The organism is Micrococcus sp. GPGPB33, from assembly GCF_037853785.1.
Lineage (GTDB): Bacteria > Actinomycetota > Actinomycetes > Actinomycetales > Micrococcaceae > Micrococcus > Micrococcus luteus.
The window spans coordinates 602561-629152 of record NZ_JAQMWO010000002.1 but is presented as its reverse complement, the minus strand read 5'-3'; the positions used below and the strand labels follow the sequence as shown (position 1 = coordinate 629152).

General features: G+C 73.6%; 23 protein-coding genes and 1 pseudogene. 12 read left to right on the top strand and 12 right to left on the bottom strand.

The features are described 5' to 3' along the window. Nucleotides 1-21: 21 nt before the first annotated feature. Genes POD19_RS02980 through tctA form a run of 3 tightly spaced genes read left to right on the top strand, consistent with a single transcriptional unit; the run spans nt 22 to nt 3093 of the window. The gene (locus POD19_RS02980; RefSeq protein WP_144819049.1) at nt 22-1029 is read left to right on the top strand and encodes a tripartite tricarboxylate transporter substrate binding protein; all 1008 of its coding nucleotides are present in this window, start codon (nt 22-24) and stop codon (nt 1027-1029) included. Then, nucleotides 1026-1586, top strand: a complete 561-nt coding sequence (locus POD19_RS02975) for a tripartite tricarboxylate transporter TctB family protein (RefSeq protein ID WP_144819047.1) — start codon at nt 1026-1028, stop codon at nt 1584-1586. Before POD19_RS02980 ends, POD19_RS02975 begins: the two co-directional genes overlap by 4 nt. A 1-nt stretch (nt 1587) precedes the next feature. Beyond that, nucleotides 1588-3093, top strand: a complete 1506-nt coding sequence (gene tctA, locus POD19_RS02970; protein WP_002858211.1) for a tripartite tricarboxylate transporter permease TctA — start codon at nt 1588-1590, stop codon at nt 3091-3093. Nucleotides 3094-3204: 111 nt separating this feature from the next. Here tctA and POD19_RS02965 read toward each other — a convergent pair whose 3' ends face one another. Beyond that, nucleotides 3205-4170 (bottom strand): HpcH/HpaI aldolase/citrate lyase family protein, encoded by a 966-nt coding sequence (locus tag POD19_RS02965; RefSeq protein ID WP_052520044.1) that lies wholly within the window; start codon nt 4168-4170, stop codon nt 3205-3207. 344 nt (nt 4171-4514) lie between these two features. Here POD19_RS02965 and POD19_RS02960 point away from each other — a divergent pair, with 344 nt between their 5' ends. The 5 genes from POD19_RS02960 to POD19_RS02940 all read left to right on the top strand — a co-directional run bounded on the left by POD19_RS02960 (nt 4515) and on the right by POD19_RS02940 (nt 9871). Beyond that, nucleotides 4515-5795 carry a Glu/Leu/Phe/Val family dehydrogenase gene (locus POD19_RS02960; protein WP_144819045.1) on the top strand — a complete coding sequence of 427 codons (1281 nt, stop codon included), beginning with the start codon at nt 4515-4517 and terminating at the stop codon, nt 5793-5795. Between the two features lie 296 nt (nt 5796-6091). Continuing rightward, nucleotides 6092-6643: a YceI family protein gene (locus tag POD19_RS02955; protein ID WP_144819043.1), complete on the top strand. Its 552-nt coding sequence runs from the start codon at nt 6092-6094 to the stop codon at nt 6641-6643. Nucleotides 6644-6715: 72 nt separating this feature from the next. Then, the gene (locus tag POD19_RS02950; RefSeq protein ID WP_119217646.1) at nt 6716-7441 is read left to right on the top strand and encodes a dienelactone hydrolase family protein; all 726 of its coding nucleotides are present in this window, start codon (nt 6716-6718) and stop codon (nt 7439-7441) included. Between the two features lie 95 nt (nt 7442-7536). Next, nucleotides 7537-8427, top strand: coding sequence for a hypothetical protein (locus tag POD19_RS02945; RefSeq protein ID WP_340309292.1), 891 nt, complete (start codon nt 7537-7539; stop codon nt 8425-8427). Nucleotides 8428-8479: 52 nt separating this feature from the next. After that, nucleotides 8480-9871 (top strand): aspartate aminotransferase family protein, encoded by a 1392-nt coding sequence (locus POD19_RS02940; protein ID WP_144819039.1) that lies wholly within the window; start codon nt 8480-8482, stop codon nt 9869-9871. 159 nt (nt 9872-10030) lie between these two features. Here the strand turns inward: POD19_RS02940 and POD19_RS02935 are convergent, their stop codons facing one another. Further along, complete coding sequence (locus POD19_RS02935; RefSeq protein WP_144819037.1) at nt 10031-11368, bottom strand: uracil-xanthine permease family protein; 1338 nt, start codon at nt 11366-11368, stop codon at nt 10031-10033. Between the two features lie 126 nt (nt 11369-11494). Between POD19_RS02935 and POD19_RS02930 the strand changes: the two genes are divergently transcribed. Further along, nucleotides 11495-12415 carry a carbohydrate kinase family protein gene (locus tag POD19_RS02930; protein WP_010079702.1) on the top strand — a complete coding sequence of 307 codons (921 nt, stop codon included), beginning with the start codon at nt 11495-11497 and terminating at the stop codon, nt 12413-12415. 103 nt (nt 12416-12518) lie between these two features. Here the strand turns inward: POD19_RS02930 and POD19_RS02925 are convergent, their stop codons facing one another. Continuing rightward, nucleotides 12519-13595, bottom strand: a complete 1077-nt coding sequence (locus POD19_RS02925; RefSeq protein WP_041103497.1) for a malate dehydrogenase — start codon at nt 13593-13595, stop codon at nt 12519-12521. Between the two features lie 73 nt (nt 13596-13668). On the opposite strand from POD19_RS02925, the pseudogene POD19_RS02920 reads away from it, so the two are divergent. Further along, nucleotides 13669-14516 (top strand): annotated as a pseudogene (locus tag POD19_RS02920) (HAD-IIB family hydrolase). Between the two features lie 22 nt (nt 14517-14538). Here the strand turns inward: POD19_RS02920 and POD19_RS02915 are convergent. The 6 genes from POD19_RS02915 to POD19_RS02890 form a co-directional block, all read right to left on the bottom strand. Next, a complete protein-coding gene (locus POD19_RS02915) occupies nt 14539-15087 on the bottom strand; it encodes an NYN domain-containing protein (RefSeq protein WP_144819033.1) in 549 nt (182 codons plus the stop codon). A 33-nt stretch (nt 15088-15120) separates the two neighbouring features. Further along, nucleotides 15121-16212 (bottom strand): hypothetical protein, encoded by a 1092-nt coding sequence (locus POD19_RS02910; RefSeq protein WP_340309291.1) that lies wholly within the window; start codon nt 16210-16212, stop codon nt 15121-15123. A 22-nt stretch (nt 16213-16234) separates the two neighbouring features. After that, nucleotides 16235-17737, bottom strand: a complete 1503-nt coding sequence (locus POD19_RS02905) for an amino acid permease (protein ID WP_036316542.1) — start codon at nt 17735-17737, stop codon at nt 16235-16237. A gap of 100 nt (nt 17738-17837) precedes the next feature. Next, entirely contained in the window at nt 17838-18911 is a 1074-nt protein-coding gene (locus tag POD19_RS02900; protein ID WP_044659853.1) for a threonine aldolase family protein, read from the bottom strand. Nucleotide 18912: 1 nt separating this feature from the next. Continuing rightward, nucleotides 18913-19590 carry an SDR family NAD(P)-dependent oxidoreductase gene (locus POD19_RS02895; protein ID WP_036316546.1) on the bottom strand — a complete coding sequence of 226 codons (678 nt, stop codon included), beginning with the start codon at nt 19588-19590 and terminating at the stop codon, nt 18913-18915. A gap of 3 nt (nt 19591-19593) precedes the next feature. Beyond that, nucleotides 19594-21024 (bottom strand): DUF6421 family protein, encoded by a 1431-nt coding sequence (locus POD19_RS02890; RefSeq protein WP_041103501.1) that lies wholly within the window; start codon nt 21022-21024, stop codon nt 19594-19596. 123 nt (nt 21025-21147) lie between these two features. On the opposite strand from POD19_RS02890, the gene POD19_RS02885 reads away from it, so the two are divergent. Together POD19_RS02885 and POD19_RS02880 are read left to right on the top strand one after the other, a co-directional pair. Then, nucleotides 21148-21606, top strand: a complete 459-nt coding sequence (locus POD19_RS02885; protein WP_036316550.1) for an Lrp/AsnC family transcriptional regulator — start codon at nt 21148-21150, stop codon at nt 21604-21606. Between the two features lie 131 nt (nt 21607-21737). Then, nucleotides 21738-22577 carry a glycerophosphodiester phosphodiesterase gene (locus POD19_RS02880; RefSeq protein ID WP_100058411.1) on the top strand — a complete coding sequence of 280 codons (840 nt, stop codon included), beginning with the start codon at nt 21738-21740 and terminating at the stop codon, nt 22575-22577. 11 nt (nt 22578-22588) lie between these two features. On the opposite strand, the gene POD19_RS02875 is transcribed toward POD19_RS02880, so the two are convergent. From POD19_RS02875 to POD19_RS02865, 3 genes are all read right to left on the bottom strand, one after another. Beyond that, on the bottom strand, nt 22589-24094 hold the full coding sequence (locus POD19_RS02875; RefSeq protein ID WP_061867219.1) for an aldehyde dehydrogenase family protein: 1506 nt from the start codon (nt 24092-24094) through the stop codon (nt 22589-22591). Between the two features lie 193 nt (nt 24095-24287). Then, nucleotides 24288-26006 carry a phosphoglucomutase (alpha-D-glucose-1,6-bisphosphate-dependent) gene (gene pgm / locus POD19_RS02870; protein WP_119217637.1) on the bottom strand — a complete coding sequence of 573 codons (1719 nt, stop codon included), beginning with the start codon at nt 26004-26006 and terminating at the stop codon, nt 24288-24290. A 67-nt stretch (nt 26007-26073) separates the two neighbouring features. Continuing rightward, nucleotides 26074-26502, bottom strand: coding sequence for a Fur family transcriptional regulator (locus POD19_RS02865; RefSeq protein ID WP_119217636.1), 429 nt, complete (start codon nt 26500-26502; stop codon nt 26074-26076). Nucleotides 26503-26592: the final 90 nt, after the last annotated feature.

The window sequence follows — 26592 nt, the reverse complement described above, 5'->3', positions numbered from 1 at the left end:
GTGTCTCTGTTAGGAACCGCCATGCCCTCCACCTCCCCCGACGGCCCCCCGCGCCGACGCACGGGGGTCGGCCGGATCGTCTTCAGCGTGATCGCGGTGCTCACCGTGCTCGCGGCCTCCGCCTTCTCCATCCGCTCGGCTTCGGGAGGCAACGACATCCGCACCAACCTGACCCTCATCGCCCCCGCGGCCGCCGGCGGCGGCTGGGACTCGTTCCAGCGCGAGCTGCAGCAGACCATGCGCGTCAACGGGCTCGTGAACAACGTCCAGGTGGTCAACATCCCCGGCGCCGGCGGCAACATCGCCCTCGGTCAGCTGACCACGCTCGAGGACGCGAACAACCTCATGGTGGGCGGCACCGGCCAGATCGCCGCCCACGCGGCCCGTGGCACCGGCCCCGAGCTCTCCCAGGTCACCGCGGTCAGCCGCGTCGTCGAGGAGTACAGCCTCGTGGTGGTCCCGGCGGACTCGCCGTACCAGAGCATGGACGACCTGGTGACCGCCTGGCGCGCCGATCCCGCCCACGTGGCGTGGACCGGCGGCGGCTCCTTCGACCAGCTCGTCATGGCGGACATCGCCCGAACGGCCGACGTGCCGGTCGCGGACACCACCTACATCCCGTCCGACGGCGGCGGCGAGGCCATCCAGGCCCTGCTCAACGGCACCGCCCAGGCCTCCGCCGGCGGCTTCGCCGACATCTACCCGCAGGTCGAGGCCGGCCGTCTGCGCGCCCTCGGCGTGGTGGCGGCCGAGCCGCTGGCCGGCGTCGAGGAGATCCCGACCCTGCGCTCCCAGGGCTACGACGTCACGCTCACCAACTGGCGCGCCCTGTTCGTGCCCCCGGGCGTCTCCGCGGAGGAGCGCACCGAGCTCGAGGCCCTCATCGCCGAGGCGGTCGACACCCCCGAGTGGAAGGAGGCGGTGCAGCGCAACTACTGGAATCCCGTGCCCCTCTCCGGCACCGAACTCGAGGAGTTCATCGCCGCCGAGAAGGAGCGCATCGGCACGCTGACGGAGGAGATCAAGTGAGCCACGCATCCACCGTCCCCCCCGCCGCCGACGCCCCCTCCCGCTGGGGGCGCGCCGCCGGGCTCTCTGCGCTCGTCATGCCGGCCGTGCTGGCCGCGTTCAGCCTCTACCTGCTGCTGGGATCCCTGGCCATGGACACCGAGGGCGCCGACTTCCCCGGCCCGGACTTCTTTCCGCTGATCCTCGCGGTCGCGGGCCTCGTGATCGCCGCCGCGCTCGCGGTGGAGGTCGTGCGCGTGCGTCAGTCCCCCGAGGGTCAGGCCGACGCGGACGGCGAGGTCGGCCAGGCGGCCGGTCCGCTGACCCTGTTCCACTCGGACTTCGGCGCGCTGGCCTGGTGCTTCCTCGGCTTCCTCGCGTTCGCCGTCCTGCTGCCCTGGCTGGGGTGGATCCTCGCCGGGGCGCTGCTGTTCTGGTGCATCACGCGGGCGTTCGGCGCCCCGCACCCCGTGTTCGACATCCTCGTCGCCCTGTTCGTCTCCTCGCTGGCCTACCTCGGCTTCGCGGTGGCCCTGGGCCTGACCCTGCCCTCGGGCATCCTGGGAGGTGGCTTCTGACATGGAGACCCTCGGACTCCTCATGGAGGGCTTCGCCGGAGCCCTCACCCCCATGAACCTGCTCTGGGTGGTGCTGGGCTGCCTGCTCGGCACCGCGGTCGGCGTGATGCCCGGACTCGGCTCCTCGATGGCCGTGGCCCTGCTGCTGCCCATGACCTTCGCCCTCGAGCCCACCGCCGCGTTCATCATGTTCTCCGGCGTGTACTTCGGCGGCCTCTTCGGCGACTCCACGATGGCCATCCTCATGAACACCCCCGGCCAGGCCTCGGCCATCGCCTCCACGTTCGAGGGGCACCGCATGGCCCAGGACGGCCGGGCGGCCCAGGCCCTGGCGACGGCGGCGCTCGGCGCCTTCATCGGCGGCATGGTGGCCTCGGTGTGCGTCGTGTTCCTCGCCCCCGTCCTGGCGGAGTTCTCCACGAGCTTCGGGCCCGCGGAGTACTTCGCGCTCGCGCTCTTCGCGTTCGTGGCCACCTCCTCGGTGGTCGCCGACTCGGTGCTGCGCGGCCTGGCCTCCCTGGTGCTGGGACTGGGCATCGCCGTCGTTGGGATCGATGCGGTGACCGGCACCGAGCGCTTCACGATGGGCTCCCCGCAGCTGTTCGACGGCATTCCGCTCGTGACCGTCACGGTGGCGATCCTCGCGCTCGGCGAGGTGTTCCACGTAGCCTCCCGGGTGCGCCGCGAGCACGAGGACCTGCGCATCCGTCGCACCGGCCGGCCGTGGCTGTCGGGCGCCGAGTTCCGTGAGGCCGCCCCGGCGTGGCTGCGCGGCACGGCGATCGGCCTGCCGTTCGGCATCGTGCCGGTGGGCGGCTCCGAGGTGCCGACGTTCTTGGCGTACTCGGCCGAGCGGCGCCTGGACCGGCGCCGGGCGCATCCGCAGTTCGGCCGCGGCGCGATCCGCGGGCTGGCGGCCCCCGAGGCCGCGGGCAACTCGACCACCGGCATGGCGATGGGCGCCCTGCTCACGCTCGGCCTGCCCGTCTCCGCGACGGCGGCCATCATGCTGGCGGCGTTCCGCCAGTACGGGCTGCAGCCCGGCCCCCTGCTGTTCGACCGCAGCCCGGACCTCGTGTGGGCGCTGCTGGCGAGCTTCTTCATCGCGATGATCGTGCTGCTGGCGATCAACCTGCCGTTCGCGCAGCTGTGGGCCAAGCTCCTGCTGATCCCGAAGCACTACCTCTACGCGGGGATCACGCTGTTCTGCGGGCTGGGCATCTACGCCACCACGGGCGCGGTGTTCGACCTGCTGATGCTCCTGGGGATCGGCGTGCTGGGCTTCCTGATGCGGCGGTACGGCTACCCGCTGGCGCCGCTGATGATCGGCATGGTGCTCGGCCCGCTCGCGGAGACCAGCCTGCGCGACGCCCTGCTCAGCTCGGTGGGCGACCCGGCCGTGCTCGTCTCCACCCCCATCACGTGGGTGATCTACGGGATCCTGGCGATCGTGCTGGCGTTCTCCGTGCGGGCCGCCGTCGTGCGCCGGACGCGCCAGGACGTGTGAGCGGAGGCGGGATCCGCACCCCCCGAGGCAACGCGGGTTGAGTTGTCACCGGTGTGCGGCCTCCGCACCCGTGACAACTCAACCCGCGTTTCTGGTGGGCGGCGGCCCCGCTCAGTAGTGGTACGTGTCCGACGGCGCCGTGATCGCGTTGTCCTGGTCCGGGTACCGCGTGGAGCGCACCCCGAACGCGGTGGCCAGCCCGAGGATCTTCTCCGCGCGCGCCTTGCGGGGCAGGTCGGAGCCGTTGCGGATCTCGCCGCCGTCGGCCTCGAAGTCCGCGAGGAACTCGTGGGCCCACGCCAGCTCCTCCTGGGACGGGCTGAGCCCCTCGTTCACGGCCGCGCACTGCTCCGGCGCGAGGCACAGCTTGCCGGTCATGCCGAACTCCGCGGTCACCGCCGTCGCCTCGGCGAGCTTCACGCCGGTGGAGCCCACGGTGGGCCCGTCGATCGCGCCCGGCAGCCCCGTGGCCTTCGCCGCGATCGTGAACTGGGACCGCGTGTACGCCAGCGCCATCGGCGACTCGCCCAGGCCGGTGTCACGGCGGAAGTCGCCGATCCCGAAGGCCAGCCGGAACGTGCCCTTCGCGGCGGCGATCGAGTCGATCCGCTGCAGCCCGCGCGCCGTCTCCACGAGCGCCACGACGGGCACCCCGGGCAGCCGCCGGGCGGTCTCGTTCACGTGGTCCGTGGACTCCACCATCGCCAGCACGACGCCGGCCAGGCCGCCCTCGGCGACCGGCCCGCCCAGGTGCGCGGGCAGGGCCGCGGCGAGCGCCTCGACGTCCTGCTCCCACCACCGCGAGCCGTAGCCGTTGAGCCGCACCCAGCCGGTGTGCCCGGAGGTCAGCCAGGCGACGGCGTCCCCGCGGGCCTGGTCCTTGTCCTTGGGGGCCACGGCGTCCTCGATGTCGAGGATGACGATGTCCGCGGCCGAGTCCTCGGCGGGCTGGAACCGTTCGGGCTGGGCGGCGTTGACCAGCAGCCAGGAGCGGGCGAGCTCCGGGTCGATGCGCTGGCCGGGCACGGGCTGGAACGCGGGGGAGGGGGTGATCGCGGCGGGCAGGGTCACGGTCATGAGGGGCTCCTTCACGGGGCTGGGGCGTCGGGCCGACGTCGCGGGCGGGGTGCCTCGCGCGGCGGACGGCCGGGGGCCGGACCAGGTGGGCCCTGAGCGAGCGGCGTCGGTTCGACGCCGAAGGGCGCCGCGGGTGTGCGGCGCGTCCACAGCACAGTACACGCCACCGTGTCCGACGTCACCCGGGTGGGCGTGGATCTCGGCTCAGAAGGGGTGACGGGTGCGGGGGGAGCGCGTAGCGTTCATCGGGGTCCGGACGACGTCGGCCGCGCAATGGGGCGCGGCCCTCCGCGCGTCGGTCGGGCCGCGACACATCCCTGCCCACCGGACCACGAGGACGCTCAATGACGAGGATCCCCGCCGAGGACGAGGCCGTGACGGCGCCGTCCTCCCCGCTCGACAACGCCCTGGCCCAGCTCTCCGCCGCCGTGAAGACGCTCGGCTACGACGAGGGCCTGCACCAGATGCTCGCCGCCCCCCGCCGCGAGATGGCCGTCTCCATCCCCCTGCGCCGCGACGACGGCTCCACCGAGGTGCTCCGCGGCTACCGCGTGCAGCACAACTTCTCCCGCGGCCCGGCCAAGGGTGGCGTGCGCTTCAGTCAGGACGTGGACCTGGACGAGGTCCGCGCGCTGGCCATGTGGATGACCTGGAAGTGCGCCCTGCTGGACGTGCCCTACGGCGGCGCCAAGGGCGGGGTGACCATCGACCCCCGCCAGTACTCGAAGGCCGAGCTCGAGCGCGTCACCCGGCGCTACACCTCCGAGATCCAGCCGATCATCGGCCCCGAGGTGGACATCCCCGCCCCGGACGTGGGCACGGACGAGCAGACCATGGCCTGGATGATGGACACCTACTCGGTGAACGTCGGCCACACCACGCTCGGCGTGGTCACCGGCAAGCCCGTCTCGCTCGGCGGCTCGCTGGGCCGCGCCTCCGCCACCTCGGCGGGCGTGGTCCACGTGGCGCTCGCCGCGCTCGAGCACCTCGGCATCGAGCCGTCGCGGGCGACGGCGGCGGTCCAGGGCTTCGGCAAGGTCGGCGCCGGCACGGTCGAGCTGCTCGAGGCGGCCGGCGTGAAGGTCGTGGCCGTGTCCGACCAGTACGGCGCCGTGCGCGACGACGAGGGCCTGCACTACGACGCCCTGCAGAGGCAGCTCTGGGACACCGGCTCCGTGAAGGACACCCCCGGCACCGAGCCCATGGACGCGGACGAGCTGCTCGAGATGGACGTGGACCTCGTGGTCCCGGCCGCCGTGCAGTCCGTGCTGACCGAGGAGAACGCCCCGCGCGTGCGCGCCCGGCTGGTCGTGGAGGGCGCCAACGGCCCCACCACGGGCGAGGCCGACCGCATCCTCGCGGAGAAGGGCGTCCTGGTCGTCCCGGACATCCTGGCCAATGCCGGCGGCGTGATCGTCTCCTACTTCGAGTGGGTCCAGGCGAACCAGGCCTACTGGTGGAGCCGCGAGGAGGTGGACGAGCGCCTGAAGCGGCGCATGGTCGCCGCGTGGCAGGCGGTACTGGCCACCTCCGAGAGCCGCCGCGTGAGCCTGCGCGAGGCCGCCACCCTGACCGCCGTGCAGCGCGTGGCCGAGGCCCACCGCACCCGCGGCCTCTACCCGTGACGGGGGCGGCCCCGCCGCCTGACCCCGTCCGGCCGCCCGAGCGCGGCCCCGCTGCCCGCCCGCGGGCCGACGGCCCGGAACCCCCGGAGGTTCCGGGCCGTCGTCGTGGGCGGACGCGGCCTGATGTGCCCCACGGCCCGTGACGTCCGTCTCTATTTCGAATTTTGACGATCGAGCGTGGACGACCCACCCGGATGATGTTTGAATTTGAAACAAGTTCGGAGGCCGAGGAGCCATCGCCGCCGCCGCGGCCCACCCCGGACACACCAGACAGACCCGCTGAGAAGGAGCACCCCATGCACGCCATCACCACCGGAACCTGGAACCTCGACGCCGCGCACTCGGACGTCGACTTCGTCGTCCGCCACGCGGGCATCTCCAAGGCCCGCGGCACCTTCCACGCCGTGGAGGGCCAGCTCACCATCGCCGAGCAGTTCGCCCAGTCCTCCGTCGACGTGACCGTCGACGTCGCCTCCATCAGCACCAAGAACGAGGGCCGCGACGCCCACCTGCGCTCCGCCGATTTCTTCGACGTGGAGCAGTTCCCCACCATGACCTTCCGCTCCACCGAGGTCCGCGGCGAGCCCGAGGAGTTCACCCTGGTCGGCGAGCTGACGCTGCACGGCGTCACCCAGACCGTGGAGCTCGAGGCCGAGTTCGGCGGCCAGGACAAGGACCCCTTCGGCGCGACCCGCGTGGGCTTCGAGGCCACGGGCGAGATCTCCCGCAAGGACTTCGGCCTGACCTGGAACGCGGCCACCGAGGCCGGCGGCCTCCTGGTCTCGGACAAGGTGAAGCTCGAGATCGGCGCCGCCTTCGTGCTGCCCGAGGCCGACGCCCAGGCCTGAGCCTGAGCCGACCTCGCGCGGCGAGACCGGGTCCCTCGATGAGGGGCCCGGTCTGCTCGTAGGGTGGGGCCCATGATGGCTTCGAAGACCCCGCACCAGAACGTCACGTTCGACCTGCCCACCAAGGACGCCGGCCAGGACGGCGACCGGACGGGCCACGGCTACCTCGCGCTGCCCGCCTCCGGGAAGGGCCCCGGCGTGATCGTGATCCAGGAGTGGTGGGGCCTGGTGGATCACATCAAGGACGTGTGCGACCGCCTCGCCGACCTCGGCTTCGTCGCGCTCGCCCCGGACCTCTACGGCGGCTGGATCGCCCACGACGGCGACGAGGCCGGCGAGATGATGCAGAACCTGCCCGCCGAGGAGGGCGCCCGCCAGCTGGCCGGCGCCGTCGACTGGCTGCTCGCCCGGGACGAGGTGACCTCGCAGACCGTGGGGGCGATCGGCTTCTGCATGGGCGGCGGCTTCGTGCTCGCCCTCGCGGCCCAGCAGGGGGACAAGGTCTCCGCCGCCGTGCCGTTCTACGGCGTGGGCCAGGGCGTGCCCGGCGACTTCTCCGGCGTCACCGCCGCCGTCCAGGGCCACTACGCCGAGCAGGACGACTCCTTCCCCGTCGAGGACGCGCGGAAGCAGGAGCAGCAGATCCGTGAGGAGTCCGGGGCCGACGTCGAGTACTTCTACTACGACGCCCCGCACGCCTTCCACAACGACGAGAACCCCCAGGGCAACCACCGGCCCGAGGCCGCGGCCCTCGCCTGGGATCGCGCCGTCTCCTTCCTGAAGGAGAAGGTCCGCTGAGCGGCTCCCGTGGCGGCCGGGGCGGGAAGTCCCGCGCGAGCAGGGGCGGCCCCGCCCGGTCCACCCGCTCCGGCGGGCGTGGCGTGGCCAAGGGCGTGAAGCCCGCGGGCCGTGCCGGGGGCGAGGGCCGGCGTCGTCCCGCGCCCGCGCCGCCGGCCGACCTGCCCGTCCCGCCCGAGACCCTCTTCCTGGCCACCATCCCCGGGGCCACGCCGTCCACCTGGGTGGAGCGGTTCACCACGCGCCAGCGCACGGTGCAGCTCGTCAACCACGACGACGCGGCCCAGCTGGCCCACCTCGCCCACGACGACGCCGGTCAGCCCCGCCACTTCCTGCCGCAGCTGGGCTACGTGCGGCGCCGACGCGACGTGTCCGTCGAGGAGTTCCTGCGCGCCGGCGGCGTCGACCCGCGGCACGTGCACCTCGTGGGCGTGTACTCCGAGCTGCCGGTGGTGTGCGTGGGCAGGGATCACCTGCTCGCCGCGTGGGACGTGGACGCGGACGGCCCGGTGCCGCCCGCCGAGCTCGACCCGGACGAGGAGCTGGATCCCGCCCGCTTCGCCCCGGCCCCCAGCGCGGAGCCGATGGACGCCGCCGAGCTGCCCGGGGCGGGCGAGCGGATGGCCCTGGAGATCGCCGCGTCCGGCGCCGGCCACGTCGTGCTGCCGATGTCCGTGGCCCGCATGTTCGGCCGCAAGGACGTGATCGTGCTGCCGCTGGCCTCCACCCTCGACGACACCGTGGGCCTGTCCCGCGCCGACCGCGAGGCCGCCGCCACGCGGGCCGCGCTCGCGGACGAGCAGGCGCGGGCCGAGGCGGAGGCGGGCGCCGCCGTCGACGGGGCGGATCCCGCGGGCCAGGGCGACGACGACGCCCGCCACCCCGGCTGGGACGTCGCCCTGGCCTGGCTCAAGGCGGCCGACTCGGAGCTCGTGCAGGCGTTCGTGGGGGTGGCGCGCGGGCGGCGGGGCGCCAGCTCGCGCTGAGGGCGGGCGCGCCTATGCTCGGAATGAGCCGCATCACACTCAAGGAGGGCGCATGTCCGAGCATCAGCAGCACGTCGGCCGCCGGGACCCCCGGATCAGCGACGAGGCCATCGAGCGGGGCCGCCGCGCCCACGAGCTCGACCGTGCGCACGTGTTCCACTCGTGGAGCGCCCAGCGCGACCTCACGCCCATGACCATCCTCGACGCCGAGGGGTCGTGGGTGTGGGACGGCGAGGGTCGGCCCATGGTCGACTTCAGCGGGCAGCTCGTCTTCACGAACGTCGGCCACCGCCACCCGAAGATCGTGGCCGCGATCCGCGAGCAGGCCGAGACGCTCGCCACCGTGGCCCCGCAGCACGTCAACGATGCCCGGTCCGAGGCGGCCCGGCTGATCACGGAGCGGCTGCCGGAGTCCATCAACCACGTGTTCTTCACGAACGCGGGCGCGGAGGCCAACGAGCACGCGGTGCGGATGGCGCGCCTGCACACGGGCCGGCACAAGGTGCTCTCCGCGTACCTCTCGTACCACGGCGCCACGCGCCTGACGGCGAACCTGACCGGCTCCCTGCGGCGCGTGGGCTCGGACTCGGCGTCGGACGGCGTCGTGCACTTCCAGCCCGCGTACACGTACCGCTCCGCGTTCGGCTCGGAGAGCGACGAGCAGGAGGCCGAGCGCGCGCTGGCCCACCTGCGCGACGTGATCGAGCTCGAGGGCCCCTCCACCGTGGCCGCCGTGATCCTCGAGGCCGTCCCCGGCACCGCGGGCATCTTCCTGCCGCCGCCCGGCTACATGGCCGGCGTCGGGGAGCTGTGCCGCGAGCACGGGATCCTGCTGATCATCGACGAGGTCATGGTCGGCTTCGGCCGCGTGGGCGAGTGGTTCGGCCACCAGCTCACGGGCGTCACCCCGGACATCGTCACGTTCGCCAAGGGGGTCAACTCCGGGTACGTGCCGTTGGGCGGCGTCGCCATGAGCGACGACGTCTACGAGAGCTTCGCGACCACGCCCTACCCCGGCGGCCTGACCTACTCCGGCCATCCCCTCGCCTGCGCGGCCGCCGTCGCCGCGATCACCGCAATGGAGGAGGAGGGCATGGTCGCCCATGCGAAGCGCATCGGCGATCAGATCATCGAGCCGCGCCTGGCCGAGATCGCCGCGGCCCACCCGAGCGTGGGCGACGTGCGCGGCGCCGGCGCGTTCTGGGCCGTCGAGCTGGTGAAGGACCGGCAGACCCGGGAGCGGCTGGCCCCGCTCGGTCAGGTCGCGCCCGTGATGGGGCGGATGATGGCCGAGGCCAAGGACCGCGGGCTGCTGCTGTTCATGGCCGAGAACCGGTTCCACCTGTGCCCGCCGCTGAACATCTCGGACGAGGACCTGCACTTCGGCCTCGACGTGCTCGACCAGGTCCTCACCCTCGCCGACGAGGAGGTCGCAGGCGGCTGACGGGCCCCGCCCCCAGCCCCGCCCGGCCCGGCCCGGCCCACCGTTTTCGAACGTGAAATGGGGGTTCTCAGCGCTTTCGGTCGTGGGATTTGCCCCATCTCACGACCGAAAGCGCGCGTGGCGGGGGGATGCGCGGGGCGGGGCGGCGCGGGATCGGGGTCAGCCGAGCCGGCCGGCCTCCGAGGCCTCGAACTGCTCCTCGTCCTCGGGCACCGGCTCGGTGCCGCGGGCGCGGGCGATCGCCGTCATGAGGTGGTACACCACCAGGGCGGCGACCGTGCCGAGCGTGATGCCGCCGAACACGAGCCCGCTGACCACGAGCTGGGGGTCGGCGATCGCGATGATCAGGCCCGCACCCGCCGTCATGAGGTTCACGGTGTTGGAGAAGTCCACGCGGTTCTGCACCCAGATGCGCACGCCCATCATGCCGATCATCCCGTAGAGGATGATGCCCGCGCCGCCGGCCACCCCGGCCGGGATGGTGGCGACGGCGGCCCCGAACTTCGGCAGGAACGCGAGGGCGATCGCGGTGAGGCCGGCCACCCAGTACGCCGCCGTCGAGTAGACGCGCGAGCTGGCCATCACGCCGATGTTCTCCGCATACGTGGTGGTGCCGACGCCGCCGCCCGCGCCGGAGAGCATGGTGGACAGGCCGTCCGCGATCAGGGCACGGCCGGTGAGCGGGTCCAGGTCGCGCTTGGTCATCAGCCCGACGGTCCTGACATGGCCGATGTTCTCCGCGACCAGCACGAGCACGACGGGCAGGAACAGGGGCAGCAGGTCCCAGCGCAGCTCCGGGCCGTGGAAGGGCGGCAGCCCGATCCAGGCGGCCTCCCCGACGGCGGCGAAGTCCACCTGGCCCTGCGCGAGGGCCAGCACGTAGCCCACCACGATGCCCACGAGGATGGACAGGCGGCCCAGGAGCCCCCGGAACGTCACGGCCGTGAGCACCACCGCCAGGGCCGTGCCGAACGTGGTGACCGGCACCTCCTGCATGGCCGTCGTCGTGGCGCCGGCGAGGTTCAGGCCGATCAGGGCCACGATCGTGCCCATCACCGCCGGCGGCATGAGCGCGTGGATCCAGCCGGTGCCGGCGCGGTGCACGATCACGCCGATCACCGTGAGCAGCAGGCCCGTCACGAGGATGCCGCCGAGCGCGGCCCCCGTGCCGCCGATCGTGGCGGCGGCCGTCAGCGGCGCGATGAACGCGAACGAGCTGCCCAGGTACGAGGGCAGGCGGTTGCCCGTGATGACCAGGAAGAGCAGGGTGCCGAGGCCGGAGAAGAGCAGCGCCGTCGTCGCGGGCATGCCGGTCAGGGCGGGCACGAGCACGGTGGCGCCGAACATGGCCATCACGTGCTGCACGCCGATGCCCACGGTCCGGGGCCAGCTCAGCCGCTCGTCCGGGGCGACGACGGTGCCCGGGGTGATGGTGCGGCCGTCGCCGTGGAGGCGCCAGCCGGGGCCGCGCGAGGGCCGGGTGGGGGTGGGGGACATGGCCGCCTGCCGAGGGGTCGGGGATGGGGGTGTCGGGCGTTTCTCGGGGGCCTGGAAGCCTGCGCACAGCCCCGGTTCCGCGCCGGTGATTAGGGTACCGTGGGGCGCGTGGCTCAGTACTGTGGTGTGATCGGAGAGGCGCTCGTCGACGTCGTGGTCTCGGACACCGCGACCCCCCGCGTGCACGTCGGGGGCAGCCCCCTGAACGTGGCCGTGGGCCTGAGCCGGCTGGAGCGGCCCGTCCTGTTCGCCGGCCGCCTCGGCCGCGATGCGCACGGGGACATGATCGCCTCGCACCTGCGGGAGAACGGCGTGCGCTGCCTGCTCGAGCCGGATGCCGCCGCCACCTCCGTGGCCACCGCCCGCCTGGACCCCACGGGCGCCGCCAGCTATGAGTTCGAGCTGGACTGGACGCTGCCGCCCGCCGCCGCGCTCGCCCGGGACTTCGACGACGCCGCCGGCGGCCCGCTGCACCACATGCATGCCGGCTCCATCGCCACCATGCTCGCCCCCGGCGACGCCGAGGTGATGGCCCTGCTCGAGCGGATCTCCGCGGTCACGACCATCAGCTACGACCCCAACGTGCGGCCCACGATCGTGCCGGACCGGGCGTTCGCGCGCGCCCGCGCGGAGGAGTCCGTGCGGCTGGCGGACGTGGTGCACGCCTCGGACGAGGACATCGCGTGGCTGTACCCGGACCGCCCGCTGCGCGAGTCGCTGCAGGCGTGGCAGCAGATGGGCCCGGCGTTCGTGGTGATGACCCGCGGCGCCGAGGACATCGTGGCCGTCACCGCGCACGGCGTGGTGGAGCGCCCGATCGTGCCCGTGGACGTCGCGGACACCGTGGGCGCCGGCGACTCGTTCACCGCCGCCCTGCTCGCCGCCCTCGACGACCGCTCCCTGCTCGGCGCCGCGAACCGCGGCCGCCTGCACGCGATGGACCCGGCCGACGTCGAGTCGGTGCTGATCTACGCCTCCCGCGCGTCGGCGATCACGGCCTCCCGCCCGGGGGCGGACCCGCCCACGCGGGCCGAGCTGGCGGACTGACCCCACGCCCGCCCGTCCCCGCACGAATCTGTTGCGCATCCGACCCTTCCGGCGGGCGGGGACGCCCCCAGAAGGGTCAGAGACGCAGACGATCCCGGCCGCCTCAGAGCAGGCCCAGCCCTCGCACGGCGTCGCGCTCGGCCTCCAGCTCGGCGACGGTCGCGGCCAGCCGCCCGCCCTCACCCGGCAGCACGGACTCGTCCGGCTCCAGCCCCGGCACGATCCGCCACGCGGTGCCGCCGTCGGAGGTCACGGGGAACGAGCTGATCAGCCCCTCCGGCACCCCGTAGGAGCCGTCCGAGACCACCGCGGCCGACGTCCGGCGCGGCGCACCGTCCGCGTCCACACCGGTGCCGAGGGTCCAGTCGCGCATGTGATCGATCGCCGCGGACGCCGCCGACGCCGCCGAGCTCGCCCCGCGCACCTCGATGATCTCCGCGCCCCGCCTCGCCACGCGCGGCACGAACTCCTCGCTCGCCCACACCGGGTCCACCACCTCGAGCGCCGGCCGCCACGTCCCGTCCACCCGCACGCGGGCGTGGGTGAGGTCCGGGAACTGGGTGGCGGAGTGGTTGCCCCAGATCGTCACGCCGGACACGTCCGTCACCGCGACGCCGGCCCGCGCCGCCAGCTGCGCCACGGCCCGGTTGTGGTCCAGCCGGGTCAGCGCCGTGAAGCGCTCGGCCGGCACGTCCGGGGCGTGCGCGGCGGCGATCAGCGCGTTGGTGTTGGCCGGGTTCCCGACGACGACGACCCGCACGTCCTGCGCCGCGTGGTCGTTGATCGCCCGGCCCTGCGGCCCGAAGATCCCGCCGTTCGCCTCGAGCAGGTCGCCGCGCTCCATGCCCTTCGTGCGCGGCCGTGCGCCGACGAGCAGCGCGTGCTGCACCCCGTCGAAGGCGCGGGCCGGGTCCTCCGTGACCTCCACGTCGGCCAGCAGCGGGAAGGCCGCGTCGGCGAGCTCCATGGCGGTGCCCTCCGCGGCGCCCAGGGCGGCCGGGATCTCGAGCAGGCGCAGCCGGACCGGGGTGTCCGGGCCGAGCATCCCGCCGGCGGCGATGCGGAAGAGCAGCGCGTAGCCGATGTTGCCGGCGGCGCCGGTGACGGTGACCGTGCGGGGCGTCGTCGACGCGGGGTCCGGGGCGGTGTCCTGCGCGGTGGTCTGCTGTGCGGTGTCCACGCCCCCATCGTGCCCCCGCTCGCCCGCGGAGGACACCCCGGCCCGCCGCACGGCCCCGGCCTAGACTGGGCGCATGCCCGCCCTGCCCCTGCCCTCGCGCCGTCCGCGGATGATCGCGACGGACCTGGACGGCACCATCATCGGGTACCGGCACACGCGGTCGGGACGCCTGAGCCCGCGCACCATCACAGCGCTGCGGGACGCCCACGACGCCGGCGTCGAGGTGGTGTTCGTGACCGGCCGTCCCCTCCGCTGGCTCGGCCCGCTGAGCGCGCAGCTGGGTCCCGTCGGCCCGGTGATCTGCTCCAACGGCGCCGTCGTCGTGGACACCGCCACGGACGACGTCCTGATCGACCACCCCATGCCCGTCGAGGCCGTGTGGACCGCCACGGACCGGCTGCGCGCCCTGGACCGCACCGTGTCCTTCGGCGCCGAGACCCTCGAGGGCTTCTTCTGGGAGCACGCGTTCTCCGAGCGCGCCGAGTTCCGGGCCGAGGTCCACGCGGCGGCCACGCTCGAGGCCGCGCTGCCGGGTCGGCTGGGCGTCGTGAAGCTGCTGGCCCGCTCGGACACCCTGGCCCCGGACGCCTTCCTCGCCGCGGCCCGCGCCGAGCTGGACGAGCTCGTGAGCGCCACGCACTCCGCGCCCGGCATCGCGCTCGTGGAGATGTCCGCGCCGGGCGTGCACAAGGCGGCGACCCTCGCGGAGTTCGCCGCGAGCCGGGGGTCGCGCCGGCCGACGTCGTCGCGTTCGGGGACATGCCCAACGACCTGGAGATGCTCCAGTGGGCCGGTCTCGGCCTGGCCGTGGCCTCGGGCCACCCGTCGCTGCTGGCCGCGGCGGACGGCGTGGTCGGGGCGTGCGACGACGACGGGGTGGCCGCCACCGTCGAACGCCTGCTGGAGCTGCCCACGGACTGAGCCGCGGGCCACCCCCGGCGGGTCAGAGGAACTCGTACGGGTCGAACGCCTCGACGTCGATCACGCGCAGGCGCGGCAGGGACGAGTCGAACGCGCCCACCGCGTGCTCCAGGTCGAAGAACTCGACCCCGGGGATGCGGCGCAGCTCGTGGGAGAGGAACTCCTCGAAGCCCATGATCCCGGTGCGTCGGCCCGGCGTGGCCGCGAGGTCGGTGAGCTGGGGGGCGAAGTCGGCGTCGTGGCTGACGAGGACGACGTCGTCCTCCCGGCCCAGCAGCGCCTCCGCGGTGCGCTGGATGCCGATGTCCACGACCTTGCCCTCGCCCCGCAGCATGATCGGCTGGAAGCCGAGGGCGGTGAGCGCCTGGACGAACGGGATGGGGATCTCACCGTCGATGGCGAGGAAGAACAGGCCCTTGACCGGCTGGTCCCAGTGGTCCTCGAGGTAGCCGAGCAGGCGCTTCCAGCGTGGCCGCTCGTCGGGCTGGGGGCGCCGCTGCAGGATGGACGTGCCGAGGGTGGCGTCGATGTTCTCGCCGTCGATCAGCAGGTAGGTGGTTCGCTCGCTCACGCTCTCGAGGCTACCCGCTGGGGTGGACGTCGGTCAGCGCGCGCGGTCGAACGGGGCCGTCAGCAGGCGGACGACGCCCTCCAGCGGCCCCGCGCGGAACGGGCCGACGCGCACGACGGCCTGCCACAGCGGCGGCAGCAGCAGCGCGCCGGCGACCAGCACGGCCAGGTTGAACCACGTGTCGACCGCGCCGGTGTCGCTGCGCCACGGCCCGGGTCCGAGCCGCCGCACCCAGCCGAGGTACCACAGGTGCGCCACGTACACGGACAGCGTCATCGCGCCGGGCACGGCCAGCAGCCCGGCCCGCGGCGGCGCGAGGGCCGCGCACCCGCCGAGGACGGTGAGCACCAGGCCCGTGACCAGCAGGGCCTCCGCGGGGGTCGCGGCGGAGGGCGCCGGGGCGGCGCCGGTCTGCGTCCGGGACAGGGCGAGCACGACGCCGGCCAGCGCGATCCCCCCGGCCGCCCAGGCGAGCCCCGTGAGCCGTGCGCGCCGGGCCGGGGCCGCCGTCGTCATGCCGTGGACGGTGGCGACCAGCACCGCCCCCAGCAGCGCCCACGCGAGGAACAGGGGGAGGCGGAACGGGCCGTCCGTGAGGAACGCGGAGACCCACGGGGTCAGCGTCGCGCGGCTCAGCCCGAGCGCCTGCGCGGCGGGGAGGAGCCGGTCGACGACGTCGGCCGTCGGTGTGGCGGCGAGCAGGAGGCCGCCTCCGCCGGCCAGGACGGCGAGCACGAGGTGCGCGGCGAGGGGGAGGGCGGCCAGCAGTGCCATGAGCACCGTGAGCACAGCCAGGTGCGCCAGCACGTTCACGACGGCCGCCCCGAAGAGCCCGGTCAGCCACGCCGCCCCGCACAGGGCGGCCGCCCGCACAAGCGCGCGGGGCACGGCCCGGCCACGGCCCAGCCACTCCGCCTCGAGGCGCGCGCCCACGCCCACGAGCGCCGCGAACAGGGGCGCGGTGAGGTGCTCGGAGAGGTGGAGCACCCCACCCGGGCCGCCGGCGGGCGCCGTGTGGGCGACCATCATCGCGACCAGGGCCAGGCCGCGCGCGACGTCCACCCAGACCAGGCGGCCCCGGGCGGTGTGGGTGGCGGCGGGAGCGTGGGAGGAGGGGGCGGGCACGGCGACCTCCGAGGTGGGGGACTCAGTCCAGGACGCGGGTGAGGTCGGCGTCCTCGTAGCGGACCGGCTTCGAGCCGGTGACGAGCTTGTGGCCGAGCCACAGCGCGAGGAACAGGGGCAGGCCGATGTACGCGCTGGCCACGGCCACGAGGTCCACGTCGCCCATGAACGCCTGGTAGTTCTGGCCGAGGATCACGACGGCGCACATGACCAGCGCGACGATCGGGCCCAGGGGGAACAGGAAGGCGCGGTAGGGCAGGTCCTTCGGGTCGTGGCCCTGCGCGACGTAGGCCCGCCGGAACCGGTAGTGGCTCCAGGCGATGCCCATCCACACGATGAACCCGGCCAGGCCCGAGGCGGAGACGAGCCACACGTAGGCGGCGCCGTCCCCGATGAACGTGGTCAGGAAGCACGCCGCGCCCACCGCGGTGGTGGCGTAGAGGGCGTTCATGGGCACGCCGCGCCGGTTCACCTTCGCCAGGAAGCGCGGGGCCTTGCCGGAGTCGGCCAGGGCCCAGAGCATGCGGGTGGAGGCGTACAGGCCCGAGTTGCCCGCGGAGAGGATGGCCGTGAGGATCACGGCGTTCATCACGGAGGCGGCGGCGAGCACGCCCGCGTTCTCGAAGACGAGCGTGAACGGGGAGATCGAGATGTCCTCGACGTCGCTGCCCAGCAGGTGGGGGCTGGTGTAGGGGATGAGGAAGCCGACGACGGTGATTGCGCCGACGTAGAAGAGCAGGATGCGCACGAACACGGTGCGGATCGCCTTGGGCACGTTCTTCTCCGGGTCCTCGGCCTCGCCCGCGGCCACGCCGACCAGCTCGGTGCCCTGGAAGGAGAAGCCGGCCACCATGAAGATCGCCAGGATGCCGGCGCCGCCGCCCACGAAGGGGGCCTCGCCGTCCGTCCAGTTGTGGAAGCCGGGGGAGGAGCCGCCGAGGATGCCGACGATCATCAGGACGCCGAGCACCAGGAAGATCACCACCGTGGCGACCTTGATGAGCGAGAACCAGAACTCGCTCTCGCCGTAGGCGCGCGTGGAGAGGGCGTTGAGGCCAAAGAGCAGCGCGAGGAAGATCGCGGACCAGATCCACGAGGGCACGTCCGGGAGCCAGTACCGCATGATCAGGGCCGCCGCGACGAGCTCGGCGGCCACCGTGATCGCCCAGTTGTACCAGTAGTTCCAGCCGATGGCGAAGCCGAACGAGGGGCTCACGAAGCGGGTCGAGTACTCCTCGAACGCGCCGGAGACCGGCAGGTACGTGGACATCTCGCCGAGCGACTGCATCAGCAGGAACACCATGAAGCCGATGGCCACATAGGCCACGAGGGCGCCACCGGGGCCGGCGGTCGCGATGGTGTTGCCCGAGGCCACGAACAGGCCCGTGCCGATGGCGCCGCCCATCGCGATCATCGTCAGGTGCCGGGACTTGAGGGTGCGTTGCAGGGAGCCGCCCTCATGGGTGGCGTGGGCGGCGGAGGCGGCCGGCGTCGACGGGGACGTCCGGGGTGCGCTGGTGTCCACGGTGGCCTTTCGGTGGAGGAGCGGTCGGACGCGCGTCGAAGACCGCGGCGTCCCACCCTGCTGCACGGTGGTAGAAGGGTATCCCGGCCGGGCGCGTCCGTCAGACGGCGGGGACGAGTTCGGCGCGCAGCGCCGCCGTGAACGCGTCCACGTCCTCCTCGGTCGTGTCGAAGCCGCACACCCAGCGCACCTCGCGGCGCGCCGCGTCCCAGTCGTAGAACCGGAAGCGGGCGCGCAGCCGGTCGGCCACGCCCTCGGGCAGGACGGCGAACACGGCGTTGGCGTCCGTGGCCTGCGTGAACTCGACGCCGGCCAGCGAGCCGTCGGCGACCCCCGCCTCGATGCCGGCGCGCAGCCGGGCGGCCATGGCGTTGGCGTGGCGGGCGGAGCGCAGGTACAGGTCGCCGTCGAACAGGGCGAGCAGCTGCGCCGAGATGAAGCGCATCTTCGAGGCCAGCTGCATCTGGTTCTTGCGCAGGTACACGAGGCCGTCCGCGGCGTCCGGGTCGAGCACGACGACGGCCTCGGCCAGCAGCGCCCCGTTCTTGGTGCCGCCGAGGGAGAGCACGTCCACGCCGACGTCGGTGGTGAAGGCGCGCAGCGGCAGGCCCAGGGAGGCCGCGGCATTGGCGATGCGGGCGCCGTCCATGTAGACGCGCATCCCGTGCTCGTGGGCGTAGTCCGTGATGGCCTTGACCTCGTCCGGGGTGTAGACCGTGCCGAGCTCGGTGGACTGGGTGAGGTAGACGACCAGGGGCTGGGCGCGGTGCTCGTCACCCCAGCCCCAGGCCTCGGCGGCGATCAGCTCGGGGGTGAGCTTGCCGTCGTCGGTGGCCACGGGCAGCAGCTTGATGCCGGCGGACTTCTCGGGCGCGCCGCCCTCGTCCACGTGGATGTGCGCGGTGTCCGCGCAGATCACCGCGCCCCAGCGGGGCAGCATGGCCTGGAGCCCGACGACGTTCGCCCCGGTCCCGTTGAACATCGGCCACGCGGTGGCGTCCTTGCCGAAGTGCTGGGCCACGACCTCCTGAAGACGCGCCGTGTACACGTCCTCGCCGTAGGCGACCTGGTGGCCCCCGTTGGCCTCGGCGATCGCCGCGAGCACCTCCGGGTGGACGCCGGAGTAGTTGTCCGAGGCGAAGCCCCGCTCCTGCGGATCGTGGATCCTCTGCATGTCAGTCCGTTCCCTTCTCCTGGAGCGTGAGGACGGCGTCGTTCAGCGCGCCCGCCTCAGCCTTCCACAGTCGCGCGTACTCCTCGGCCAGCCGTTCCTCGAGCCCGGCGAGGGACTTCACGCGGAACACGACGGCCGCCGAGCGCAGCGGCGCCTCCGCGTCCCGGGCGGCCTTGGCCCAGCCCTGCGCGACCGCGCGGGTCCATGCCTCGCTCGCCGCCTTCACCGCGGCGTAGTTCGCGCCGCCGGCGAGCGGCCGGGTCACCGCCGTGGACGAGACGATCGCGAGGCGACCGGCGGACGAGGCCCGCAGGTCGTCGTCGAGGGCCCGGCTCACGTGCCGCAGCGCCGTGAACGAGGCCTCGAGGGCGCGGTAGTCCTCCTCGGTCTGGCCGGCGAGGCCCCCGCCGCCGCGCCAGCCGCCCACCAGGTGGAGCAGGCCGTCGATCCGGGTGCCGCGGGCGTGCAGGTCCTCGACGAGGCCGCGGACGGCGGTCTCGTCCGTGAGGTCCAGGGCCGCGGTCTCGGCGCCGAGTTCGGCGAGGGGGGCGAGCTTCGCGGCGTCGCGCCCGGTCGCGACGACGTGCGCGCCGGCGTCGAGGAGGGTGCGGGCGGCGGCCCGGCCCGAGGCGCTCGTGGCGCCCGCGATCAGGACGGCGCGGTCGGTCAGGGCGGCCACGGGTCAGGCGTCCGTGCCGCGGATCCCGGCGGTGGACTCGATGACGCCGCACATCTTCTTCTCGAGGGCCTCGAAGAACATGGACAGCGGGAACTCGTCGTCGAGCACGAGGTCGGTGTAGCCCTTGGGCGGGCCGGCGAGCACCTCGCGCGGCAGGCCCTGCGCCCACACGGAGGCCGGGTGCGGGGTGACCACGGAGGCGACGAGCTCGTAGGCCTGGAGCCAGTGCACGGTCTTGGGGCGGTCGATGGACTCCCAGTAGAGCGTGTCGATGGCGTCGCCCAGCTCGACGACGGCGTTGGCGAGCCGGTCCCAGTCCACGCTGAGCTCGACGTCGCGCCACTGGATCACGTCCTTGCGGTGCAGCCAGGCGAAGAGCAGCTGGCCGCCGAGGCCGTCGTAGTTGCGGACGCGGGAGCCGGTGAGGGCGAAGCGGAAGACGCGGTCGAAGAGGACGGCGTGCTGCACGAGCCCGGCGTGGCGGCGGGTCTGCTCCTCGAGCGCGGTGAGCTGCTCACCGGCGGCGGCGCGCGCCGTGAGGCGGCGCTCGATCGCCACGCACTCGCGGAAGGCGGTCATGTCGCAGCGCATCTCCTCGAGCGTGTAGAGGAAGAAGGGCATGCGCTGCTTGATCATGAACGGGTCGAAGGGCAGATCGCCGCGCATGTGCGTGCGGTCGTGGATGAGGTCCCACATCACGAAGGTGCCCTCGGCGAGCTCCTGGCAGGAGAGCAGTTCGGCGAGCTCGGCCGGGAGCTCGAGCTGGGTGATCTCGGCGGCGGCGGTGACGACCCGGCGGAAGCGGGCGGCCTCGCGGTCCTGGAAGATGGCGCCCCACGTGAAGGTGGGGATCTCGCGCATGGCCACGGTCTCGGGGAAGAGGACGGCCGAGTTCGTGTCGTAGCCGGGGGTGAAGTCGATCAGGCGCAGGGAGACGAAGAGGCGGTTGCCGTAGTCGCCGGCCTCGAGCTCGGCGATGAACTCGGGCCAGATGGTCTCGACGACGAGGGCCTCCACGTGCCGGTCGGGGGAGCCGTTCTGCGTGTACATCGGGAAGACCACGAGGTGCCGGACGCCGTCGACGCGGTGCTCCTGCGGCTGGAAGGCGACGAGGGAGTCCAGGAAGTCCGGGACGCCGAAGCCGCCGTCGGCCCAGCGGGCGAAGTCGCGGGGCAGGGCGGCGAGGTAGGCGGCGTCGTGTGGGAAGAGCGGGGCGAGCTCCTCGACGGCGGCGACGATGGTCTCCACGTGCTCGCGCGCGGCGGCGTGGTCCGCGGGGTCCGGGATGGAGCCGTCCTTGACCTGCAGGGGCTGCAGGGCGGTGGCGGCGGCCTTGAGGCGGAGCCAGGCCGGGTGGGTCTCGACGGTGCGCGCGTCGGCCGGGGTCTCCGGAACGACGACGTCGGTCCGGGCGGGCTGCAGAGTGGTGGACATGGAACCCTCCTGAGGTCGAATCGCCGGAAAATATCCGGTGATGCGGATCACTTGCCGGAAGGTTTCCATGAGGGCATGGGGCTGTCAACCCGGCGGCCGGGGCCGGCTGATAGCGTGCGGCGCATGGACGACCCTGTCGACGCGCGGCTTGCGGCCGCCGTCTCCCATGACCCGCGCGCCACGCTCGCCCAGCTCTCCGAGCGGGTCGGCCTCTCGACCTCCGCCGTGCAGGCGCGCCTGCGCCGGCTCGAGAGCACGGGCGTCATCACGGGCTACCGTGCGCTGCTCGACCCCGAGGCCGTGGGCAGGCCGCTCTCCGCGTTCATCGAGATCAGCCCGCTGGACCCGCGCCAGCCCGACGACGCCCCCGAGCTCCTCGAGTCCATCGCGGCGATCGAGGCGTGCCACTCCGTGGCCGGCGACGCCGCGTACATGCTCTTCGTGCGCGTGGGCTCGCCACGCGAGCTCGAGGCCCTCGTGACGGAGATCCGCCAGACGGCGTCGGTGTCCACCCGGACCACCGTGGTGCTGCAGACCTTCTACGAGCACCGCCCCATGCTGGAGTTGCCGGCGGAGGACTGAGGGCGGGCGCGTCGGCCCCACCTGTCACGTGAGTGGTCGGAATGAGGGCGGGTCTGACGCTCATTCCGACCTCTCGCGTTCCCGGCTGCGGCAGCGGGCACTCGGCCGTCCGTCCCCGCTACGGTGATCCCGTGCGTCCGACCTCGCCCCGTCCCGCCCCCGCCTACCTCACCGACTCCGTCCCCGCCCGTCGCGGCCACCCGCTGGGGTTCGCGCACCGGGGCGCCGCCGTCGACCGGGAGAACTCCCTGGCCGCGTTCGTGGACGCCCACGCCGCCGGGTTCACCTACCTCGAGCTGGACGTGCGCACCACGGCGGACGGCGAGCTCGTCGTCTTCCACGACGACACCCTGGACCGCGTCAGCACCGGCCGCGGCCGGCTGCACGACCACACGTGGGAGCGGCTGGCGGACGTCACGGTCGGCGGGGAGCCGCTGCTGCGCTTCACCGAACTGCTCACGGCGCTCCCCGAGGCGCGCCTCAACGTGGACCTCAAGGACCGCGCGTCGGCCCCGGCCCTGGCCCGCATCCTCGCCGAGCACGGCGCGTGGGACCGCGTGCTCGTCGCCTCGTTCCACGACTCGCGGCGCCGCCTCTTCCGGCGCGCCCTCGCCCGCCTCGGCCACCCCGAGCGGGCGTACGGGCCGGAGCGGGTGGCGACGTCGGGCGGGGCGGCCGCCATCGCGGCGCTCGTGACGCTGGGCCCGCTGGGACTGACCCGCTGGCTGCGCCGGTACGCCCTCGACGTCGACTGCGTGCAGGTGCCCGTCCGGCACGGCCGCGTGCCCGTGGCCACCGCCGACTTCGTGCGGCGGTGCCACGCGGCGGGCCTGCCGGTGCACGTGTGGGTCGTGGACGAGCCCGCGGAGATCGAGCGCCTGCTCGACCTCGGCGTCGACGGCGTCATGACCGACCGCGTCGACGTCCTCGCTGAGGTCTACGCCCGACGCGGCTTCTGGCCGCAGCGCTGATCCCCGCCCCCTCAGAGCATCTTCGGCAGCAGCGCCCGCTTCATCCGCCCGTACGGCGGGTACGCGGTCTTGAGCGTGTCCACCTGGTCCGACTTCGTGATGGACGGGCGCAGGTGGGAGAACGTCTCGAACCCGTGGATGCCGTGGTACGCGCCCATCCCGGACGCGCCGATCCCGCCGAACGGCAGCGTCGCGATGCCGGCGTGCAGCAGGCCGACGTCGTAGCCGAGGCCGCCGGCCTGTACCTGGTCGTCGAACGCGCGGTGGTAGCTCGGCCGGTCCGTGAAGAGGTAGGCGGCCAGCGGGTGCGGGCGCTCCGCGATGAAGTCCAGGGCGTCCTGGAAGGTGTCCACGGTCAGCACGGGCAGGATCGGGCCGAACAGCTCCTCCTGCATGAGCGCGCCGTCGGGCCGCACGCCCGTCACCACGGTCGGCGCCATGTACCGTCCTGCCACATCCACGTCGCCGCCGACGAGCAGCTCGGCGCCGGCGTCGAGGTCCGTCTGGAGCATCTCCCGCAGCCGCTCCGCGTGCTCGGCGGAGATGAGCCGGCCGTAGTCCTTCGACGCGCGGGGGTCGTCGCCGTAGAACTCGCGCAGGGTTGCGGGGAGCTCGGCGGTCACCTGGCGCAGCGCGGCCTCGCCGACGGCCAGCACGTAGTCCGGGGCCACGCACGTCTGGCCCGCGTTGGTGAACTTCGCCCACGCGATGCGGCGGGCCATCGCTCCCGTGTTCCGCGACGGCGTCACCACCGCCGGCGACTTGCCGCCCAGCTCGAGCGTCACGGGGGAGAGGGTCTTCGCCGCCGCCTCGTAGACGATCCGGCCCACGCGCTCCCCGCCGGTGTAGAGGATGTGGTCCCACGGCTCCGCCAGCAGCGCGGTGTTGCACTCCTTGCCGCCCGCCACCACGGAGACCAGCGCGGAGTCCAGGTACTGCGGCACCAGCTCCCGCAGCGCCGCCGCCGTGGCCGGGGCCTTCTCCGACGGGCTGAGCACCACCGTGTTGCCGGCCGCCAGCGCACCCACGACCGGGGCGAGCGCGAGCTGCACCGGGTAGTTCCACGCGCCGATGACCAGCACGAGACCCTTGGGCCGCGGCCTGACCTCCGCGCTCGCGGGCCGCAGGGCCAGCGGCAGCTTCACGGGCCGCGGCTCCATCCAGTCGGTCAGGTGCAGCAGCGCGTGGTCCACCTCGGAGCGCACCGAGACGATCTCCGTGATCAGCGCCTCGGTGGCCGGCTTGCCCAGGTCCGTGCCGAGCGCCGCGACGAACCGGTCCGCGTGCTCGGTCAGCATCCGCTTCAGGCCCTTGAGCTGGCGCACCCGCACCGCGCGCGGGTGGGCGGCGCGGGAGCGGGCGGCGGCGCGCAGCCGCTCGACGGCGGCCCGCGGCTCCTCGGGTCGGGGCCCGGCCGGCGCGATCGGCAGGGCCTCGGTGGGCAACGGCTCGCGGACCGGATCGTCGGCGGGGGAGTCGGGGGAGTCGGTGGTCAGACCGGGGGGCTGCGTGCTCATGCCGGCCACGCTACCGAGCGGCCCTGTGCGGCGGCAGGGCGGGGCGCCGTCGTCGTCCTCCGGCCGCTGGTGCCGCCCCGACGGGCGCCACGGCGTTTTCGTTCGGGAAACGGCGCGCGCGCCCGGCCGTTTCCCGAACGAAAGCGGTGCGACACGCCGCCGTTTCCCGAACGAAAGCGGGCGGGGGTGGGGGTCAGCCGATGACCGCGTCCACCAGCCGCTGCGCCTCCGCCTGCACCTGCGTCAGGTGCTCGGGGCCGCGGAAGGACTCCGCGTAGATCTTGTAGACGTCCTCGGTGCCGGAGGGCCGCGCCGCGAACCACGCGTGCTGCGTGACCACCTTGAGCCCGCCGATCGGGGCGCCGTTGCCCGGGGCGTTGGTCAGCGTCGCGAGGATGGTCTCGCCGGCCAGCTCGGTCACGGGGACGTCGTCGGGGGAGAGGGTCTTCAGCTTCGCCTTCTGCTCGGCGGTCGCGGGGGCGTCGATGCGCGCGTACGCCGGGTCGCCGTGCAGGGCCACGAGGTCGCGGTACCGCTCGGACGGGGACTGGCCCGTCACGGCGATGATCTCCGCGGCCAGCAGGCACAGCAGCAGCCCGTCCTTGTCCGTGGACCATGGGCTGCCGTCGAACTGCACGAAGGACGCGCCCGCGGACTCCTCGCCGCCGAACACGCCGGTGCCCGTCAGCAGTCCCGGCACGAACCACTTGAAGCCCACCGGCACCTCCACGAGCTCGCGGCCCAGGTCCCCGGCCACGCGGTCGATCATCGAGGAGCTCACCAGGGTCTTGCCCACGCCCGCGCTCTGGGGCCACTGCTCGCGGTGGCGGTACAGGTAGTCGATGGCCACGGCGAGGTAGTGGTTCGGGTTCATCAGCTCGCCGTCCGGGGTGACGATCCCGTGCCGGTCCGCGTCGGCGTCGTTGCCGGTGGCGACGTCGAAGGGCACCTGCCCGTCCGCGTCCGGGGTCATCCGCTCGATCAGCGAGGCCATTGCGTTCGGCGACGAGCAGTCCATGCGGATCTTGCCGTCCCAGTCCAGGGTCATGAACCCGAATCGCGGGTCCACCTCCGGGTTCACCACGGTCAGATCCAGCCCGTGGCGGTCGGCGATCTCGCCCCAGTACGCCACGGACGCCCCGCCCATGGGGTCGGCACCGATGCGCACGCCCGCCTCGCGGATCGCCTCCACGTCGATCACCTGCGGCAGATCGGACACGTACCGGTCCAGGAAGTCGAAGCCGCCCAGCTTCGCGTGGCCGGCGACGTCGGCGCTCGCCACCCGGTGCACGCCCGCCAGCCCGGCGGCGAGCAGCTCGTTGGCGCGGTCGGCGATCCACGTGGTCGCCTCGGTGTCCGCGGGGCCGCCGTGGGGCGGGTTGTACTTGAAGCCGCCGTCCGCGGGCGGGTTGTGCGAGGGGGTGATCACGAGGCCGTCCACGAGGCCGGCGTTGTCCCCGTCCACCGCAAAGCCCGACGGCGACAGCTCGCGCCCGGCGTTCAGGTGCAGGATCGCGTGGGAGACGGCGGGGGTGGGCGTGTAGCCGCCGCGGGAGTCGACGAGCACCTCGACGTCGTTGCCGAGCAGCACCTCGACGGCGGTGTCCTGCGCGGGCCCGGACAGGGCGTGCGTGTCCTTGCCGACGAGGACCGGCCCCGTGATCCCGTGGTGCGCGCGGTACTCGACCACGGCCTGCGTGATGGCGGCGATGTGGTCGTCGTTGAACGAGGTCGTGAACGCGGAGCCGCGGTGGCCGGAGGTGCCGAACACGACCTTCTGCGCCGGATCCGTCACGTCCGGGTGACCGGTGCGGTACGCCTCCAGGAGGGCGTCGACGTCGATGAGGTCCTGCGGCAGGGCGGGGGTGCCGGGACGCTCGGCGGCGGGCAGGGCGGCGGTGTTCTCGGTCATGTGCCTCACCTTGGCACGGGCGGGCGGACGGGGGAAGACGCGCGGCCCAGCGGGACGACGCCGGCGGTCACTCCCGGCAGCCGGCGCACAGCCCCCAGTAGTAGACCTCGGCCTCGTCGACCGCGAAGCCGTGGCCCTCGGGGGCGTCGAGGCACGGGGCGGAGCCGGTGCGGCACGGCACGTCGACGACCGTGCCGCAGCCGCGGCACACGAGGTGGTGGTGGTTGTCGCCCGTGCAGATCTCGTAGCGGGCCGGGGAGCCGGCGGGCTGCAGGGAGCGCACGAGCCCGGCCTCGGTGAGCGCGTGGAGGCAGTCGTAGACGGCCTGGTGCGAGGTGCCGGGCAGGGCCCGACGCACGGCGGTCAGCACGGTGGACGCGTCCGCGTGGGGGTGGTCGGCGAGGGCGGTCAGCACCGCCAGGCGGGGCCGGGTCACGCGCAGGCCGACGCCGCGCAGCAGCGTGCGCTCGTCCTCATCCCGCGTCGTGGTCTCCATGCCAGTCGATCCCATCCGGTTCTCTGGAACATGTCAAGAAAGAGCGGGCCGCTTCGCCCCCGGCGCATCGGCCATTCCCCGCCGTGCCCG

Excerpts from the sequence above, each read along its gene's own strand:
- POD19_RS02980 (WP_144819049.1), top strand. The coding sequence starts at position 22 with ATGCCCTCCACCTCCCCCGACGGCCCCCCGCGCCGACGCACGGGGGTC.
- tctA (WP_002858211.1), top strand. The coding sequence starts at position 1,588 with ATGGAGACCCTCGGACTCCTCATGGAGGGCTTCGCCGGAGCCCTCACC.
- POD19_RS02965 (WP_052520044.1), bottom strand. The coding sequence starts at position 4,170 with ATGACCGTGACCCTGCCCGCCGCGATCACCCCCTCCCCCGCGTTCCAG.
- POD19_RS02960 (WP_144819045.1), top strand. The coding sequence starts at position 4,515 with ATGACGAGGATCCCCGCCGAGGACGAGGCCGTGACGGCGCCGTCCTCC.
- POD19_RS02955 (WP_144819043.1), top strand. The coding sequence starts at position 6,092 with ATGCACGCCATCACCACCGGAACCTGGAACCTCGACGCCGCGCACTCG.
- POD19_RS02950 (WP_119217646.1), top strand. The coding sequence starts at position 6,716 with ATGATGGCTTCGAAGACCCCGCACCAGAACGTCACGTTCGACCTGCCC.
- POD19_RS02940 (WP_144819039.1), top strand. The coding sequence starts at position 8,480 with ATGTCCGAGCATCAGCAGCACGTCGGCCGCCGGGACCCCCGGATCAGC.
- POD19_RS02935 (WP_144819037.1), bottom strand. The coding sequence starts at position 11,368 with ATGTCCCCCACCCCCACCCGGCCCTCGCGCGGCCCCGGCTGGCGCCTC.
- POD19_RS02900 (WP_044659853.1), bottom strand. The coding sequence starts at position 18,911 with ATGCAGAGGATCCACGATCCGCAGGAGCGGGGCTTCGCCTCGGACAAC.
- POD19_RS02890 (WP_041103501.1), bottom strand. The coding sequence starts at position 21,024 with ATGTCCACCACTCTGCAGCCCGCCCGGACCGACGTCGTCGTTCCGGAG.
- POD19_RS02885 (WP_036316550.1), top strand. The coding sequence starts at position 21,148 with ATGGACGACCCTGTCGACGCGCGGCTTGCGGCCGCCGTCTCCCATGAC.
- POD19_RS02875 (WP_061867219.1), bottom strand. The coding sequence starts at position 24,094 with ATGAGCACGCAGCCCCCCGGTCTGACCACCGACTCCCCCGACTCCCCC.
- pgm (WP_119217637.1), bottom strand. The coding sequence starts at position 26,006 with ATGACCGAGAACACCGCCGCCCTGCCCGCCGCCGAGCGTCCCGGCACC.
- POD19_RS02865 (WP_119217636.1), bottom strand. The coding sequence starts at position 26,502 with ATGGAGACCACGACGCGGGATGAGGACGAGCGCACGCTGCTGCGCGGC.